Consider the following 16127-nt stretch of genomic DNA (forward strand, 5'->3'; position numbering starts at 1 on the left):
CAGGGCGGGTTGCATGAGGGGACGCATGTCGGAGGCGGAGCGGGCGGGCACATCCCGTCAAGACACTCGTCAGGACAACAGCGGGCGTCTTCTCGCCGGGCGGTACCGGCTGGGAGGTGTGCTCGGCCGCGGTGGCATGGGCACGGTGTGGCGGGCCGAGGACGAGACCCTGGGCCGGACGGTCGCCGTCAAGGAGCTGCGGTTCCCGTCCAACATCGACGAGGACGAGAAGCGTCGGCTGATCACCCGCACGCTGCGCGAGGCCAAGGCCATCGCGCGGATCCGCAACAACAGCGCGGTGACGGTCTTCGACGTCGTCGACGAGGACGACCGCCCGTGGATCGTGATGGAGCTCGTCGAGGGCAAGTCGCTCGCCGAGGCGATCCGGGAGGACGGTCTGCTGGAGCCCAGGCGGGCGGCGGAGGTCGGCCTGGCGATCCTCGACGTGCTGAGGTCGGCGCACCGCGAGGGCATCCTGCACCGTGACGTGAAGCCGTCGAACGTGCTGATCTCCGACGACGGCCGGGTCGTGCTCACCGACTTCGGCATCGCCCAGGTCGAGGGCGACCCGTCCATCACCTCGACCGGCATGCTCGTCGGCGCGCCCTCCTACATCTCCCCGGAGCGGGCCCGCGGGCACAAGCCGGGACCGGCGGCCGACCTGTGGTCGCTGGGCGGGCTGCTGTACGCGTCGGTCGAGGGTGCGCCGCCGTACGACAAGGGGTCGGCGATCGCGACCCTGACCGCCGTGATGACCGAGCCGCTGGAGGAGCCGAAGAACGCGGGGCCGCTGAAGGACGTCATCTACGGCCTGCTCAACAAGGACCCCGCCAAGCGGCTCGACGACGCCGGCGCGCGAGCCATGCTTAATGCCGTGATCCACGCGCCCGAGCCGAAGGCGGCCGAGCCGGAGCAGGCTCCGGACGCGACGAAGGTCGTGCCGCTGCCCCCGCAGCCCGACGAGCGGGCGGACCGGGGCAAGCGGGGCGAGGAGGCGGGCGAGCGGTTCCGCGGGGCCTTGCGTTCCGTGCGGAAGGCCGCCGGGGCGGCGGGTGCCGTGGCTTCCTCCGCGGCCGCTTCCCGGACCAAGTCCGGTACTGAGACGGCTGCTTCGGGTTCGGACGGCAGCGGGAGCGCTGTCCCAGGATCCGGCGGTGGTACGTCGGGTGCCGGGGCCCGTGGTCGTACGGCGGACACCGGGGCGGCCGGTGGCGGTAAGGGCGCGTCCGTCGCCGACGGGGCCGGCTCCTCGGGGAAGGTCGCGTCGAGCGGGGCGGCGGGGGCAGGCTCGGGCTCCGGTTCGGGATCGGCTTCCGGTGGGGTGCCCGGTCCTCGTGACCGGAGTGCTCAGGGTGCGAGTGCTGCCGCGGGTGGCGCGGGTGCCAACTCCTCGACGGGTGGGCGTAGTTCGGGCTGGCCCGTGATGACGCCGCCGGATCTGCCGCCGAGGCCCGTGCCGAGGGCGCCGCTCACCGATGTGGTGCCGCGGCGGACGCTGGTCGTCATCGCGGTGGTGGTGGTGCTCGCCGTGATCGGCACCGTACTGGCCCTCACGCTCGGTGACGACGGCGGCTCCGACGGGGCCGCGGGCAGTGGCGGCAAGGCGTCGGCCAGTGCGACCGCGAGTGCCGGCACCAAGGAGGACGAGGGCGGCGGTACGCGTACCGACGGCTCGGCCACCGAGTCCGCGGCGGCCGGGTCCGGGAACACCTCGAGCGCCGAAGCGAGCGCGTCCGGAGGCGCTGGCTCGGGTGAGGGCTCCTCCGGTTTCGGTGACGGCAAGGCGGCGGAGACGACGTACAAGGGAAGCCAGGGGTACTCGATCGGGTTGCCGGCCGGATGGAAGTTCCAGTCGACGGGGTCGGCGGGGGACCGTTTCACCGGCCCGGACGGTCAGAAGCTGCTCGTGGCCTGGACGTCCACGCCGAAGGGTGACCCGGTGGCGGACTGGAAGAGCCAGGAGCGGTACATGACGCGCTCCCAGTACAAGAGGATCCGAATAGAGAAGGTGGACTACCGCAGCTGGAACACGGCTGACTGGGAGTTCACCTACTCGGAGAGCGGGACGACGTACCGGACGATCGACCGGGGCTTCGTCGTCAACGACCAACTCGGGTATGCGCTGATGTACACCGCGAAGGACGCGAAGTGGGACAGCGAGCTGCGTGAGGGCACCTGGAAGACGCTGGCCGACACCTTCACACCGAAGCCGTGAGGCCGCGTGACCTGTGATCGACACCTTGTTCGGTTTCTCGTTTGACGCGTGAGATCTGGAATCCCCTCTTTGCGAGTTGCCTCCGGCACGTATCGTGAGTGCTTGCGGACCGTACGCAGCCAGGAAAGTAGGCGGAACGGGCCGCGAGGCGAACGGAATTGACCAACCGGGCGGCCGGGGGAGGCAACGTGGACGACTATGCGGGACGGGTACTCGCCGACCGCTACCGCCTGCCGCTGCCGCCCTCCGACGAGTACGAACTCACCGAGACCCGGGCCTTCGACACCTACAGCGGGCAGGAAGTCCTCGTCAGGCAGGTGCCGTTGCCCGAGGTCGTCGAGGCGGAGGTGCTCGACGCGGAGGGGCTGCCGGAGGGATTCACGGCGCGGGATCCGCAGGGTCGGCAAGGCCGTGGAGCGCGGCGGTCCCCGGCGGGTGCGGCGGCGCGGCGACCCACGGATCCGGCCGTACGGCGGGCCGTCGAGGCCGCGCAGTCGGCGGCCCGGATTCCCGACCATCCTCGGCTCGACCAGGTCTTCGACGTGTTCGCCGACGGTGGGTCGCTGTGGATAGTCAGTGAGTTGGTGTCCGCGCGGCCGCTGGCGGCGTTGCTCGCGGAGAAGCCGCTCACGCCGTACCGGGCGGCCGAGGTCGCCTCCGACGTCCTCATGGCGCTGCGGGTGCTGCACGCGCACGGCTGGGTGCACCGGAACATCACCGCCCGCACGGTGCTCGTCTGCGACGACGGCCGCGTGATGCTGACCGGCCTCGCGGTCGGAGCGGCGGAGGAGGCACTGTGCGGTTACGACCCGGTGCCGGCCGAAGGGGCGGAATGGGGTGCCGGGGGCGGGGAGTTCGGTGACGGTTCTGGGGCTGGGGGGTCTGGTGGGCCTGGCGGCGCGGAGGACAGTGGGCGCGCTGCTCGTGCCGGGGCCGTTGGAGGAAACGGCGGCGTAGGCGGGCCTGGCGGTGGCGGTAGTGCCGCTGGAGCCCGTGGAGTCGGTGGCGCCGGTGTGCCTGTCGGACCCGGGGGCGGTCGCGGATTCGGTGGCGCCGTGCCGGTCGGGCCCGGCGGTCCCCGAGGCGCCGGTGGTGGTGGTTTCGGTGGGGCCGATCCCGAGGCTGCTCGGCGGGCCGCCATCGAGGCGCGGGAGGCCGGAGGGCTTCCGGCTGCCGGGGCGGAGCCGGAGAGCGCGAACGGCGCGGGAACTTCGGCCGCGGTCGCCCGTAGGGACGTCGACGGCGGTGCGGACGTCAGGGCGGCGCGGGCCGGGGCGATCGCCGCGTATCGCGCGGGGGCGCGGGCGGCGGCCCGGGTTCAGGAGGCGCAGCAGAGCGGCCGGGCGGCACTGCCCGGGGCCCGCCCCGCGCCCGAGGACGGCCCGGCCGCACACCCGAACGGGGCGGCGCAGTTGCCGCCTCCCACGGCGAACGGTGGGCAGCAGCCGCCGTATCCGGGTGCGCAGGGTGGGCGGGCGCCGTACCCCTCTGCCAACGGGGCGGCGCAGTCGCCGTACTCCACCCCGGGCGGTGGGCAGCAGTCGCCGTATCCCGGTGCGAACGGGGGGCGGGAGACGGCCAGGGGTGTTTCCCCGGGGCAGATTGCCGATCCCTATGGTGTGCGTCCCGCGTCCTGGCATGGGGCCGCGCCTCGGGGTGGGGCCGGTGGCGTCACCGCGTCGCCCGGTGCGCCCGGCGAGGGGGGAGTTGCTTCGGCGGGGTTTGGTGCGACCGCGGCCGGTGTTCCGGTCCCGTCGGCGGCCGGCCTGGCGGGACCGGGTCCTCACGGCTCCTCCGCGCCCCCCCTTCCCGGTGGCCCCGGCGCCCCCACCGGCCGGTGGGACGAGCTGGCCGCGGGGTCGCCCGTGCGGCGGGGGCCGACCACCGCGTTGGCCGCTGAGCGGGCTCGGCAGGCGCGGATGGCCGTGGTGGGGCCGGTGACGGAGCGGTGGGCGCCCGAGCAGGCCGGGCCGGTGCACGAGAACTGGCAGTTGGCGGCGCCGATCGGGCCGCAGACCGACCTGTGGGCGCTCGGGGCGCTGCTGTTCAGGGCCGTACAGGGGCATGCGCCGTATCCGGAGGAGTCGACGGCCGAGCTCGTCCAGTTGGTGTGTGCGGAGCCGCCCGCGTTCGCCGAGGAGTGCGGGCCGCTCAGGCCGGTGGTCGAGTCGCTGCTGCGACAGGACCCGACCGAGCGGCTGGACTTCGAGGAACTGCGCGGCTGGCTGCGCTCGCTGGTGCGTTCGGCGCCCGAGCCGGAGGCCGGCGCGCACGTCGTCGCCGCGCCGCCCACCGACAGGAGTCGACTGCCCGTCGTACGCCGTCGGGGCGAGCTGGTGCGCAGGCGGCGGGCCGGGCTGCCCGCGACGAGTGCGCACGGGCGGCACAAGCGGGCGCGGGAGGAGGCGCGTTCGCCGAGGAGTCTCGGGCGGACCCTGCTGGTGCTGATCCTGCTCGTGCTGGCCGGGGCGATCGCGTACGCCATGTTCTTCATGCCGAAGGCGGACCCGGACGACCAGGGCGCCGGGGACCGGACCGGGGCGGCCGGTGAGGTGAGCCAGGCTCCCGAGCAGTCCCCGGAGGCGAGCAGCGAGCCGCGGCCCGACCAGACCTCGCCCGGATCCTCCACGGGGAGTCCCTCGGCGTCCGCGGGTTCCACCGAGCCGCAGACCGAGGGGCCCGAGGTCGCCGACGGCTTCACCCTGCGCAAGGACACGGAGGGCTTCCGGGTCGCCGTGGCCAACGGCTGGGAGCGCACGGCGGAGAACGGGCGCGGGCAGATCGTGTACGCGCACGGGAACTTCGAGCTGATCGTCGTGCCAGGGCGGGACAGCGCGGCCGAGGACGGCAGTGATCCCATGGTGTATCAGCGGGAGAAGGAGCCCGAGTTGCAGCCGTACCGCGACTCCAGCTGGGCCACCGCGACGGGGCTGAAGACGATCCAGGTGGGCGGCCGGACCATGGCCGAGGGGCAGTTCACCTGGACCGGCGACGACGGACGCGAGCTGTTCGTGCGCAATCTGGCGCTGCTGATCGACGGGAAGTACCACGTGGTGCAGGTACGCGGCCCGGAGGCGGAGCGGGACGAGGTGACGCGGCTGTACGAGCAGGCGGCGCAGACCTATCAGGCCACCGGCTGAACACCGGGCGGGAAGCGGCGGCTGACGGACGCCTCCGGCTACTCATTGGTTGACTTTCGCCTCTCGAAGCGACAACCGTCACAGTGCGGTCTCCTTGGTGCTCCCCTGGTTCCTTTCGGCGCGGGCAGGTCCTTAGTCTGACTCCGTCAAGAGCATTGCGGGGCAACGTGAATCAGATGCAGGGCCAGCTCGTCGCCGGGCGCTACCGGCTCGCCGACCCGATAGGCAAGGGCGGCATGGGCCGGGTTTGGCGTGCCCACGACGAGGTGCTGCACCGGGCCGTCGCGATCAAGGAGCTGACCGCCGCCCTCTACGTGTCCGAGAGTGACCGGACGGTCCTTCTCGCCCGCACCCGGGCGGAGGCGCGCGCGGCCGCCCGGATCAACCACTCCGCCGTCGTCACCGTGCACGACGTGCTCGACCACGACGGCCGGCCGTGGATCGTGATGGAGCTGGTCGAGGGCCACTCGCTGGCCGACGCCGTCAAGGAGCAGGGGCGGGTGGAGCCGACGGAGGCCGCCCGCATCGGCCTGTGGGTGCTGCGCGCGCTGCGCGCCGCGCACACGGCCGGAGTCCTGCACCGCGACGTGAAGCCCGGCAACGTCCTGCTCGGCAGCGACGGCCGCGTCCTGCTCACCGACTTCGGCATCGCGCAGGTGGAGGGCGACACCGCCATCACCCGTACGGGAGAGATCGTCGGCTCGGTCGACTACCTCGCGCCCGAGCGGATCCGCGGCCACGACCCGGGAGCCTCCTCCGACCTGTGGGCGCTCGGCGCCACGCTGTACACGGCGGTCGAGGGCAGGTCGCCGTTCCGTCGCACCACGCCCCTGACCACCATGCAGGCCGTCGTCGACGAGGAACCCACCGAGCCGCGGTACGCCGGCCCGCTCGGGCCCGTCATCGCCGCCCTGCTGCACAAGGATCCCGCCCTGCGGCCCGACGTGGCCGAGGCCGAGCAGATGCTCGCCGAGGCGGCGGAGGGACGGCGGCCGAGTGCCGCGCAGGCGTACGTGCCGACGCAGCACGTCGGGGTCGGGTCCGGGAGGTCCCCGTACGGGACGGGGCCCCACACCGGAGCGGGCGTCGGTGGGTACGGCGGGACGCACGGTGGGGTGTACGACGGGACGCACCGTGGTGCGCAAGGCGGGGCGCACAGGGGGCCGCAGGGTGGGGCCCACAGTGGCCCGCAAGGTGGGGCGCACGGCGGGGGGACCACGCCGGTCACCGGGACGCCGTATCCCCCGGTGACGGGCGCGACCAGTGTGACGCCCGTCGGTGGACCGGCGCACCATGCCGCCGCCGCTCCGCCGGCCCCGTCCGGGCGCCGTCGGCTGCGCACCCTCGCCCTTGTCGTCGCCCTTGCCGCGATCATCGGCGGAGGTACGGCGGTGTGGGTGCAGCGGTGGGACGAGGGGCGGCGGCAGGCCGACGCCGGGACGTCCACCTTGCCGAGCCCCACGGACACCACCGGCACCGGTGCGCCGACTCGGGCGGGCTCCGGCTCGAACACCTGGGTCTCCGTCGACGATCCCGTCGGGTTCAGCCTCTCTCTGCCCAAGGGCTGGAAGCGGTCGGTCCACAGCGACAAGGACGGCATCGTGCAGATCGACTACTCACCCGACGGCGGCGAACACTTCGTCCGCATCGCCGTCGACGAATCGCCGGACTTCGGCGACCCGTACGCCCACCAGCTCGACCTGGAGGAGCAGCTTCGGCGGCTGGTCGACTACGACCGGGTGACGCTGGAGAAGAACGTCTACCGTGACCGCGACGGTTCCCTGTGGGAGTACACGTGGACCGCGCAGGCCAAGGACGCGCCGCCGTCCCCCGGTCCGCGCCGCGCCATCGAGGAGACGTACCTCGCCCGGGACGGCGTCGAGTACGCCATCTACATGTCGTCGCCGGCCGAGAGCTGGGCGAAGACGCGCAAGCAGTTCACGGCGGTACTGCAGGGGTGGCAGCCGGGGACCGGCTGACACGCGCCCCCTGGGAATGGCCGGTCGCCGACCCGGAGGGGGTCCGTCCGGTGCGGCATCATGAGGCGCATGGGGACCGAGGGGGACAACGTCCGTGTGATCGCGGGTCGTTACCGGCTCGAGGAGCGGCTCGGGCGCGGTGGCATGGGGGTCGTCTGGCGGGCGACCGACCAGTTGCTCGGCAGGCAGGTGGCGGTCAAGGAACTTCCCCTGGACGACACGCTCTCCGCGGACGAGGCCCGTCGGCAGCGCGAACGCACCCTGCGCGAGGCGCGTGCGGTCGCCCAGTTGAGTCATCCGCACGTCATCGTCGTCCACGACGTGGTCGAGGACGGTGAACGCCCTTACATCGTCATGGAGTTGATCCACGGCGGCTCACTGGCCGACCGGATCGCCGAGCGCGGCCCGGTCGACGCCGTGGAGGCCGCCCGGATCGGCGTCGCCCTGTTGGGTGCGCTGCGGGCGGCGCACGCGGCGGGGGTTCTGCACCGTGACATCAAGCCGGCGAATGTCCTGCTGGAGGAGAACGGCGCCGGTGGGAACGGCATGACCGGCACCCACGGCACCCACGGCACCGTCGATGCCCACAACACCCACGGCACCGGCCACGACGGTTACGACCGTGCCGGCCCCGGCTCCGGCCGTGTCGTGCTCACCGACTTCGGCGTCGCGCAGGTCGCCGGCGCCTCCACGCTCACCGAGAGCGGGGCCTTCGTCGGCTCACCCGAGTACACCGCGCCCGAGCGGATGTCCGGGGCGGTGACCGGGCCCGCGTCCGACCTCTGGTCGCTGGGCGCGCTGCTGTGCACCGCGCTGAGCGGCGAGTCACCGTTCCGGCGCGACTCGTTGGGCGGCATCCTGCACGCGGTCGTCTCCGCGGAGATACGGCCGCCCGCGCAGGCCGCGCCGATCCTGCCCGTCGTACAGGGCCTGCTCGAACGCGATCCCGGGCGGCGGCTGGACGCGGGGGAGGCGGAGCGGATGCTGCTCGACTTCCTGGAGACGGGCCGCACGTCGAAACGATTCGGTCCGGGGAAGCGCCACGCGTACTCCACGCGCAGCGTGCTGGTCGCCGCGCTGCTGGTCACCGCGATGGCGGGGGCGGGGGTGTCGGCTGCGGCCCTGTTGATGGACCGGGAGGGTGGCGGGGGTGTGGTGCCGGTCCCCACGAGTTCGGCCCCGCCCTCCGGCGGAACGTCGAGTGCGCCGGGTACGCCGACTGCACCGCGTACCTCGACCGCACCGGGTAAACCGAGGTCGTCGGCGTCACTGAGTGCGTCCCCCTCGCCCAGTCCCTCCGCGAGCCCCTCCGCCCCCGTCTCCGCTCCGACGAACTCCGGATAAAGGGAAGATAAGCGGCAACCTGAGTCACGGGTCTGTGACCGGAAAGCGCCAGAGGTGGAAGCGGAAGCACTTGGCGCGATATGGATGAACCCATGAGCAGCAACGGGGGAGCCCCTTACGGAGCCGAAGAGCCAACGAGTTTCGGTCTGCAACCGCCCAACCCGTACGCGGCGGTGCCGCACCCCGACAACCCGTACGCGGCACCCACTCAGGTCGTGCCGCCGCAGGCCGCCCCGCCGCGGGCCGCGCCCCAGCCGGAGCCGGAGCCTGCCCAGGACCCCGGCATCGGTCGGCTGATCGCCGGTCGGTACCGGCTGCTCGCCAAGCTCGGGCACGGTGGCATGGGCACGGTGTGGCGGGCCAAGGACGAGACGGTGGACCGCGAGGTCGCCGTCAAGGAGCCCCGCGTACCGGACCACCTTCCCGACCGCGAACGTGCCAATGCCTTCGAACGCATGCGCAGGGAGGCGCGCGCGGCGGCCCGGCTCGACCATCCCGCCGTGGTGAACGTGCACGACGTTGCGGTCGTGGACGGCCAGCCGTGGATCGTGATGGAGCTGGTGCGGGGCCGTTCGCTGGGTGACGCGTTGCAGGAGGGCACCCTCGGGGCCCGGGATGCGGCGAAAATCGGCCTCGAGGTGCTGGGCGCGCTGGAGGCCGCGCACGCGGCGGGCATTCTGCACCGTGACGTCAAGCCGGACAACGTCCTGCTCGGCCGGCACGACCGGGTCGTCCTCACCGACTTCGGCATCGCCCAGATCGAGGGCGAGACCAACCTGACCGACACCGGCGGCTTCGTCGGCTCGCCCGAATACATCGCGCCGGAACGGGTGCTGGGCCAGCGCCCCGGCCCGGCCAGCGACCTGTGGTCCCTCGGCGTGGTCCTGTACGCGGCGACGGAGGGCGTCTCCCCGTTCCGCCGCAGCAACACCCCGGCGACCCTCCAGTCCGTCCTCAATGCGGCACCTGCCCCACCTGCCTCCGCGCAGGGCCCGCTCGCCGAGGCCATCAACGGCCTGCTCCAGAAGGACCCGGCCCGCCGCCCGAACGCCGCCCAGGTCCGCGACCTGCTGGAGCGCACCGCCAACCCTCCGGCCCCGGCCCCGACACAGGTCGTCCAGATCACCGGCTCACCCGCGACCGGCGGAGCCCCCGGTGGCGTCCGGCTCGGCCGCAGGACCCTGATCGGCCTCGGTGCCGCGGTCGTCGCGGCGGCGGTGGCGGCGTATCTGGTGATCGCGGACCCCTTCGCGGGGCCGCTGCCGGACGGCTGGAAGACGGTGCCCGCGCAGGACGTCGCGGCCACCCTGGCGGTGCCCGCCGACTACAAGAAGTCCGAGCCCGACCGGGAGACCGACAAGGGCCACTGGGTGACGTACACCGATGCCAGTGGTGCCATCTGGATCAGCCTGTCGCTCTACAAGAAGGCCGAGGACACGAGCAGCGAGATCGCGGGCTCCGCGGCCGCCGAGATGTACGACGACGACGGCGTGTTCAAGCAGAGCGGCAGCTACGAGCTCGACATGCCCGCCGAGAAGCTGAAGACCAAACCCGACAGCGCGACGTACCAGGGCAGGAAGGCCGCCGAGAACACCGTCGTCTACACCACCGACGACACCCAGAACCCCCGCCCGCGCGAGCTGAGGCTCTTCTACTACAAGACCTCAGCCGGCGACATGTACAAGCTCTCCATCGGCTACCCGGGCGAGGGGGACTTCACGGGGCGCGGGCGCGAGGTGGCGAAGACGGCGATCGCGAACCTGGACGTCGACAAACCGTGAACGGATTCGAGATGGTGCGGTTCTCGGCATGGGCGAGGCTGGTGAAACGGCGCGCGCCGTCATCGCGCAGTTGGTGCGGGACGGGTTCGCCGGGAACCTGAGCCGCGTCGACAAGCGGCCACCTCGCAAGGTACTCATGGGGCATGAGCAACGACGGTGGCTCCGGAGGCGGCAAGGAGCGGATAGTCGGGGGGCGTTACCGGCTGGTCGAACGGATCGGGTCCGGCGGGATGGGCACCGTGTGGCGGGCCGTCGACGAGCTGGTCGGACGGGAGGTCGCCGTCAAGCAGCCGCGGTTGCCCGGGGATCCCGAGGACGAGAGTCATCAGAGGGCGGCCCACCGGCTCTACCGCGAGGCTCGTGCCGCCGCCCGCGTCGACCACCCCTCCGCCGTCACCATCCACGACGTCGTCGCGGGGGAAGAGGACGGCCTCCCATGGATCGTCATGGAGTTGGTCCGCGGCGAGTCCCTCCACGACATGCTTCAGCGCGGGCCCGTCGAACCCGCCGAGTCCGCCCGCATCGGCCTCGCCGTCCTCGGCGCCCTGCGCGCCGCGCACTCCGTCGGCATCGTGCACCGGGACGTCAAGCCGGCCAACGTCCTGCTGGGCCGACACCGTCGCGTCGTCCTCACCGACTTCGGCATCGCCCACGTACAGGGCGAGGAGTCCCTCACCATGACCGGCGAGTTCGTCGGCTCCCTGGAGTTCATCGCGCCCGAGCGGATGTCCGGCCGGGGTGGCCCCGCCGGCCCCGCCTCCGACCTGTGGTCGCTGGGTGTGCTGCTCTACGCCGCCGTGGAGGGCCGGCCCCCCTTCCGCCGTACGACCCTGGAGTCCACCCTCGCCGCGATCCTCGCCGCCGACACACCGGAGCCCAAGCAGGCCGGTCCGCTCGGGCCAATCATCGTGCGACTGCTGGAGAAGGACCCCGAGCGGCGTCCCGACGCGTCGGAGGTCGCCGTGGCGCTGGAGGCGGTGGCGAAGGGGTGGCCGGTGCCGGGCCCCTCCGGGGAGGAGACCGAGGCGGAGAAGCAAAACGTGTCAGGGCTCAGGGAGTTGGCGGAGGACGCCGGGACGGTACGGCTGGGGGAGGCCGTACGAACGCCGGAGCCGACACCCGAACCGGAACCCGCGCCCGAACCGGAATCCGAAACGGAACCCGAACCCGCACCGGCAGCGGCTCCCGCACCCGAACCGGAATCCGAACCAGCAGCGGCTCCCGCTCCCGCTCCCGCACCACAACCGGAAACCGCCGCCACCTCGAAGCCGAAGCCGAAGACCAAGCCGAAGCGCCGCCCTCGCCTCCCCCTCCCCGCCACCCTGCTCGCCGCCCTCCTCGTCGGCGGCATATGGCTGGGCACGTCCACCTACCTCACGGAGACCGATAGCGGCTCCGCCACGGAACTGACCCCCACCCGCGCCCCCACTCCCACCCGCACCGCCCCACGCACCCCCACCACCGCTCCCACCCCCACCGCCTCCTGGATCACCCACCGCGAGCCGGCCATGAACGCCACCCTCGCCCTCCCCGCCGCCTACAAGGAAACCGCCCGCGACGGCAGCGCCGAGGACCCGCCCCGCTTCGTCGTCTACGACCTCGACGACACCATCCGGCTCCGCCTCACCCAGTGGGACAAGGCCCCCCGCTCCCCGATGGCCCAGGCGCAGGCGGCGCAGGACACCTGGGGCAGCCGCAACGGGGACGCGAGCACGCAGAAGACCCGCACCAGCTTCCACGGCTACGAGGCGGCGCTCGCGGACACCACGTACGACCTGGACGGGCGCCCCACCCGGGTCATGCAGCTGATGATCGTCACCGATGACAGCCGCATGTACGAGCTGCGCGTGGACATGCCCAAGGGAACGCCGGACGAGAAGAAGGGCACGGCGGTGTTCAAGGCGGCCCGTGGCCGTCTCGAGATCGGAAATGACGAGAACGGCTGAACTCCCGGCAGCCGCCACCGGCCAACGCCCTGATCAGCGCATTCCCTGCCAGCGACCGCTGGCATCATGCGGGTCCTCGGTGAATCCGCGTTACCAACGGGTACACAAAGCCTTCGCCACGTCATACCCTGCGGCTCATGACGGACGCGCAGGCCCCGGCCAAGACCGGCACGAACCCCATCGCCCCCGCCCCCGAGGGCGCCCGTACCGCGGCCGACGTGGTCACCCCGGAGCTGGTCGCCCAGCTCACCAAGGGCGTGGCCGGATCCGGTCGGACCGCGAACCACACGCCGTTCACCGGCGAGAAGCTGGCGGACCTGCCCGAGTCGACGCCCGAGGACGTGCAGAAGGCCTTCGACGCCGCCCGTAGGGCGCAGTCGGTCTGGGCGCAGACGCCGGTACGGCAGCGCGCCGCCGTGCTCCTGCGTTTCCACGACCTGATCCTCGAACGCCAGGCGGAGGTCCTCGACCTGATCCAGCTGGAGACCGGCAAGGCCCGCCTGCACGCCCACGAAGAGGTGCAGGCCGTGGCCGTGGCGGCCCGGCACTACGGACGCAGGGCCACCGCGTATCTGAAGCCGAAGCGGCACGCGGGTGCCGTCCCGGCCCTCACCAAGGTCACCGAACTGCGCCACCCGCGCGGTGTCGTCGGTCAGATCGCTCCCTGGAACTACCCCCTCGAACTCTCCGTCGGCGACGCGCTCCCCGCCTTCGTCGCGGGCAACGCGGTCGTGATGAAGCCGGACACGGAGACCTGCCTCACCGCGCTCTGGGCCCGCGATCTGCTCATCGAGGCCGGTCTGCCCGCCGACGTCTTCCAGGTCGTCCTCGGCGAGGGCCCGGTCATAGGCCCCGAGGTCGTCAAGCACGCCGACTACGTCTCCTTCACCGGCTCCACCCGCACCGGCCGCGAGGTCGCGCAGGGCGCCGCCGCCCGCCTGGTGGGCGTCTCCCTCGAACTCGGCGGGAAGAACGCGATGCTGGTCCTGGAGGACGCCGACATCGAGAAGGCGGCCGCGGGTGCCGTCCGCGCCTGCTTCTCCTCGGCCGGCCAACTCTGCATCTCCATCGAGCGGTTGTACGTCCACGAGTCCATCGCCGACGCCTTCCTGGAGCGCTTCGCCGCCCGCACGAAGGCGATGCGCCTCGGCACGTCCCTCGCGTACGGCGCCGACATGGGCTCCCTGGTCGGTGAGCGGCAGCTGGAGACCGTCACGCGGCACGTCGAGGAGGCCGTCGCCAAGGGCGCGAAGGTCGTCGCCGGCGGGGTGGCCCGCCCGGACGTCGGCCCGTACTTCTTCGAGCCGACCATCCTCGACGACGTCGAGGCGCCGATGTCCGTGTGCGGCGAGGAGACCTTCGGCCCGGTCGTCTCGATCTACCGTTTCGGTTCCGAGGACGAGGCGGTCGAGCAGGCCAACGCCACGCCGTACGGCCTCAATTCCTCCGTCTGGACGCAGGACGGCCGGCGTGGCCGCGAGGTCGCCGCCCGTCTGCGCACCGGCACGGTGAACATCAACGAGGGCTACGCCCCGGCCTACGGCAGTGTCCAGTCCCCGATGGGCGGCATGAAGGAGTCCGGCCTCGGCCGCCGTCACGGCTCCGAGGGCATCCTCAAGTACACCGAGGCCCAGACGGTGGCCCAGCAGCGCCTGCTGCCGATGGCCCCGTCGCTGGGGATGGACGACGAGAAGTACGCGGCCTTCATGAGCCGCAGTCTCCGCCTGATGAAGGCATTCCGTTTCAGGTAGCCGACCCAGGGGCGCGGGGAACTGCGCGACCAGCCAAGAATCACCCGCACTGCACACTCAAAGAGGAGCCGGCACGTGCCCCAGGACACCTACGACTACGACGTCATCGTCGTCGGCTCCGGCTTCGGCGGTTCGGTAACCGCCCTCCGCCTGACGGAAAAGGGCTACGACGTAGGCGTCCTGGAGGCCGGCCGCCGCTTCACCCCCGCCACGCTCCCGAAGAACTCCTGGGACCTGAAGAACTACCTCTGGGCCCCGAGACTCGGCATGTACGGCCTCCAGCGCATCCATCTGCTGGGCAACGTCATGGTCCTGGCCGGCGCGGGTGTCGGTGGCGGCTCCCTCAACTACGCCAACACCCTCTACGTACCGCCGAAGCCGTTCTTCGAGGACCCGCAGTGGCGTGACATCACCGACTGGCAGCAGGAGCTGGCGCCGTACTACGACCAGGCGCGGCGCATGCTCGGCGTACGGCTCAACCCGACGATGACCCCGTCCGACGTGCACCTGAAGGCGGCCGCCGAGCGGATGGGCGTCGGCGACAGCTTCCACATGGCGCCGGTCGGCGTGTTCTTCGGGGACGGGGAGGACGCCGGCGGCGCTGCGAAGGCCCAACCCGGTGAGCAGGTGGACGACCCCTACTTCGGCGGCGTGGGCCCGGCCCGCAAGGCCTGCAACGAGTGCGGCGAGTGCATGACCGGCTGCCGGCACGGTGCGAAGAACACCCTCAACGAGAACTACCTGTACCTCGCCGAGAAGGCGGGCGCGGTCGTCCACCCGCTGACGACGGTCGTCTCGATCACGGACGACTCGCGGGGCGGCTACGCGGTGGCCACGCTGCCGACCGACCGGAGGAAGGGCGAGGGCCGGACCTTCAAGGCCCGCCGGGTGGTCCTCGCGGCCGGCACCTACGGCACCCAGACCCTCCTGCACCGGATGAAGACGGGCGGCCAACTGCCGTACGTGTCCGACAAGCTGGGCGAGCTGACCCGCACCAACTCCGAGGCGCTGGTCGGCGCGCAGACCAGCGACCGCCGCTACCGCAAGATCACCGGCGAGCAGAAGGTCGACTTCACCCGCGGAGTGGCCATCACCTCGTCCATCCACCCGGACGCCAACACCCACATCGAGCCGGTCCGCTACGGCAAGGGCTCCAACTCGATGGGCAGCCTGTCGATCCTCCAGGTCCCGTACGCCGAGGGCTCCTCGCGCGTCCTGGCCTGGCTGAGCAACGCGGCCCGCCATCCCGGCCTGGTCCTGCGCTCCCTCTCCAACCGCCGCTGGTCGGAGAAGACCATCATCGGCCTGGTGATGCAGTCGCTGGACAACTCCCTGACGACGTACCTGAAACCGGACGGCGTGGGCAAGGGCCTGCTGACGGCCCGCCAGGGCCACGGGTCCCCGAACCCCAAGCAGATCAAGGCGGCCTCGGAGGGGGCGTCGGCCATAGCGGCCGAGATCAACGGCTTCGCCGGCTCGAACGTCGGCGAACTGATGGGTACCCCGCTCACCGCCCACTTCCTCGGCGGCTGCCCGATCGGCTCCTCCCGCGACACCGGCGTCATCGACCCCTACCACCGCCTCTACGGCCATCCCGGCATCTCGGTCGTCGACGGCGCCGCGGTCTCCGCGAACCTGGGAGTGAACCCCTCCCTCACCATCACCGCCCAGGCCGAGCGCGCCATGTCGTACTGGCCCAACAAGGGCGAGGCGGACCCGCGTCCGGCACAGGGCGGGACGTACGAACGCCTCAAGCCGGTCGAGCCGAAGTCCCCGGCGGTCCCGGCGGACGCCTTCGGCGCGCTGAAACTGCCGTTCCTGGGGATACCGGCGGTGCCGCCGAAGAAGTAACCCCGAGCGGACCGCCGTACACAAGAGGCCGTACACAAAGAGGCCGTACGCAAAGAGAAGGACCTGCACCCCCCTCCGAGCGCAGGTCCTTCTCTGTTCTTGCGAGCCTTACCGGGCCTT

General features: G+C 72.2%; 8 protein-coding genes. All 8 read left to right on the plus strand.

Features of this window, described 5'->3' with window-relative positions:
- Positions 1-25: 25 nt before the first annotated feature.
- The 8 genes from ACFWWR_RS14330 to ACFWWR_RS14365 all read left to right on the plus strand — a co-directional run bounded on the left by ACFWWR_RS14330 (position 26) and on the right by ACFWWR_RS14365 (position 16007).
- Positions 26-2215 (plus strand): serine/threonine-protein kinase, encoded by a 2190-nt coding sequence (locus ACFWWR_RS14330; protein WP_384303404.1) that lies wholly within the window; start codon positions 26-28, stop codon positions 2213-2215.
- Between the two features lie 188 nt (positions 2216-2403).
- The gene (locus ACFWWR_RS14335) at positions 2404-5355 is read left to right on the plus strand and encodes a protein kinase (protein ID WP_384303406.1); all 2952 of its coding nucleotides are present in this window, start codon (positions 2404-2406) and stop codon (positions 5353-5355) included.
- Positions 5356-5531: 176 nt separating this feature from the next.
- The gene (locus tag ACFWWR_RS14340) at positions 5532-7334 is read left to right on the plus strand and encodes a serine/threonine-protein kinase (protein ID WP_383866116.1); all 1803 of its coding nucleotides are present in this window, start codon (positions 5532-5534) and stop codon (positions 7332-7334) included.
- 69 nt (positions 7335-7403) lie between these two features.
- Positions 7404-8678 (plus strand): serine/threonine-protein kinase, encoded by a 1275-nt coding sequence (locus ACFWWR_RS14345; RefSeq protein ID WP_384303408.1) that lies wholly within the window; start codon positions 7404-7406, stop codon positions 8676-8678.
- Between the two features lie 92 nt (positions 8679-8770).
- The gene (locus ACFWWR_RS14350; protein WP_384303410.1) at positions 8771-10459 is read left to right on the plus strand and encodes a serine/threonine-protein kinase; all 1689 of its coding nucleotides are present in this window, start codon (positions 8771-8773) and stop codon (positions 10457-10459) included.
- 143 nt (positions 10460-10602) lie between these two features.
- The gene (locus ACFWWR_RS14355; RefSeq protein ID WP_384303412.1) at positions 10603-12405 is read left to right on the plus strand and encodes a serine/threonine-protein kinase; all 1803 of its coding nucleotides are present in this window, start codon (positions 10603-10605) and stop codon (positions 12403-12405) included.
- 137 nt (positions 12406-12542) lie between these two features.
- Positions 12543-14156, plus strand: coding sequence for a succinic semialdehyde dehydrogenase (locus ACFWWR_RS14360; protein WP_383866124.1), 1614 nt, complete (start codon positions 12543-12545; stop codon positions 14154-14156).
- A gap of 75 nt (positions 14157-14231) precedes the next feature.
- Positions 14232-16007 (plus strand): GMC oxidoreductase, encoded by a 1776-nt coding sequence (locus ACFWWR_RS14365; protein WP_383866126.1) that lies wholly within the window; start codon positions 14232-14234, stop codon positions 16005-16007.
- Positions 16008-16127: the final 120 nt, after the last annotated feature.

Source organism: Streptomyces sp. NPDC058678 (assembly GCF_042714835.1).
Classification (GTDB): Bacteria; Actinomycetota; Actinomycetes; order Streptomycetales; family Streptomycetaceae; genus Streptomyces.

Bases quoted from the DNA above. Each gene is read 5' to 3' on its own strand.
- ACFWWR_RS14345 (WP_384303408.1), top strand. From the start codon at position 7,404: ATGGGGACCGAGGGGGACAACGTCCGTGTGATCGCGGGTCGTTACCGG.
- ACFWWR_RS14330 (WP_384303404.1), top strand. From the start codon at position 26: ATGTCGGAGGCGGAGCGGGCGGGCACATCCCGTCAAGACACTCGTCAG.
- ACFWWR_RS14350 (WP_384303410.1), top strand. From the start codon at position 8,771: ATGAGCAGCAACGGGGGAGCCCCTTACGGAGCCGAAGAGCCAACGAGT.
- ACFWWR_RS14360 (WP_383866124.1), top strand. From the start codon at position 12,543: ATGACGGACGCGCAGGCCCCGGCCAAGACCGGCACGAACCCCATCGCC.
- ACFWWR_RS14340 (WP_383866116.1), top strand. From the start codon at position 5,532: ATGCAGGGCCAGCTCGTCGCCGGGCGCTACCGGCTCGCCGACCCGATA.
- ACFWWR_RS14355 (WP_384303412.1), top strand. From the start codon at position 10,603: ATGAGCAACGACGGTGGCTCCGGAGGCGGCAAGGAGCGGATAGTCGGG.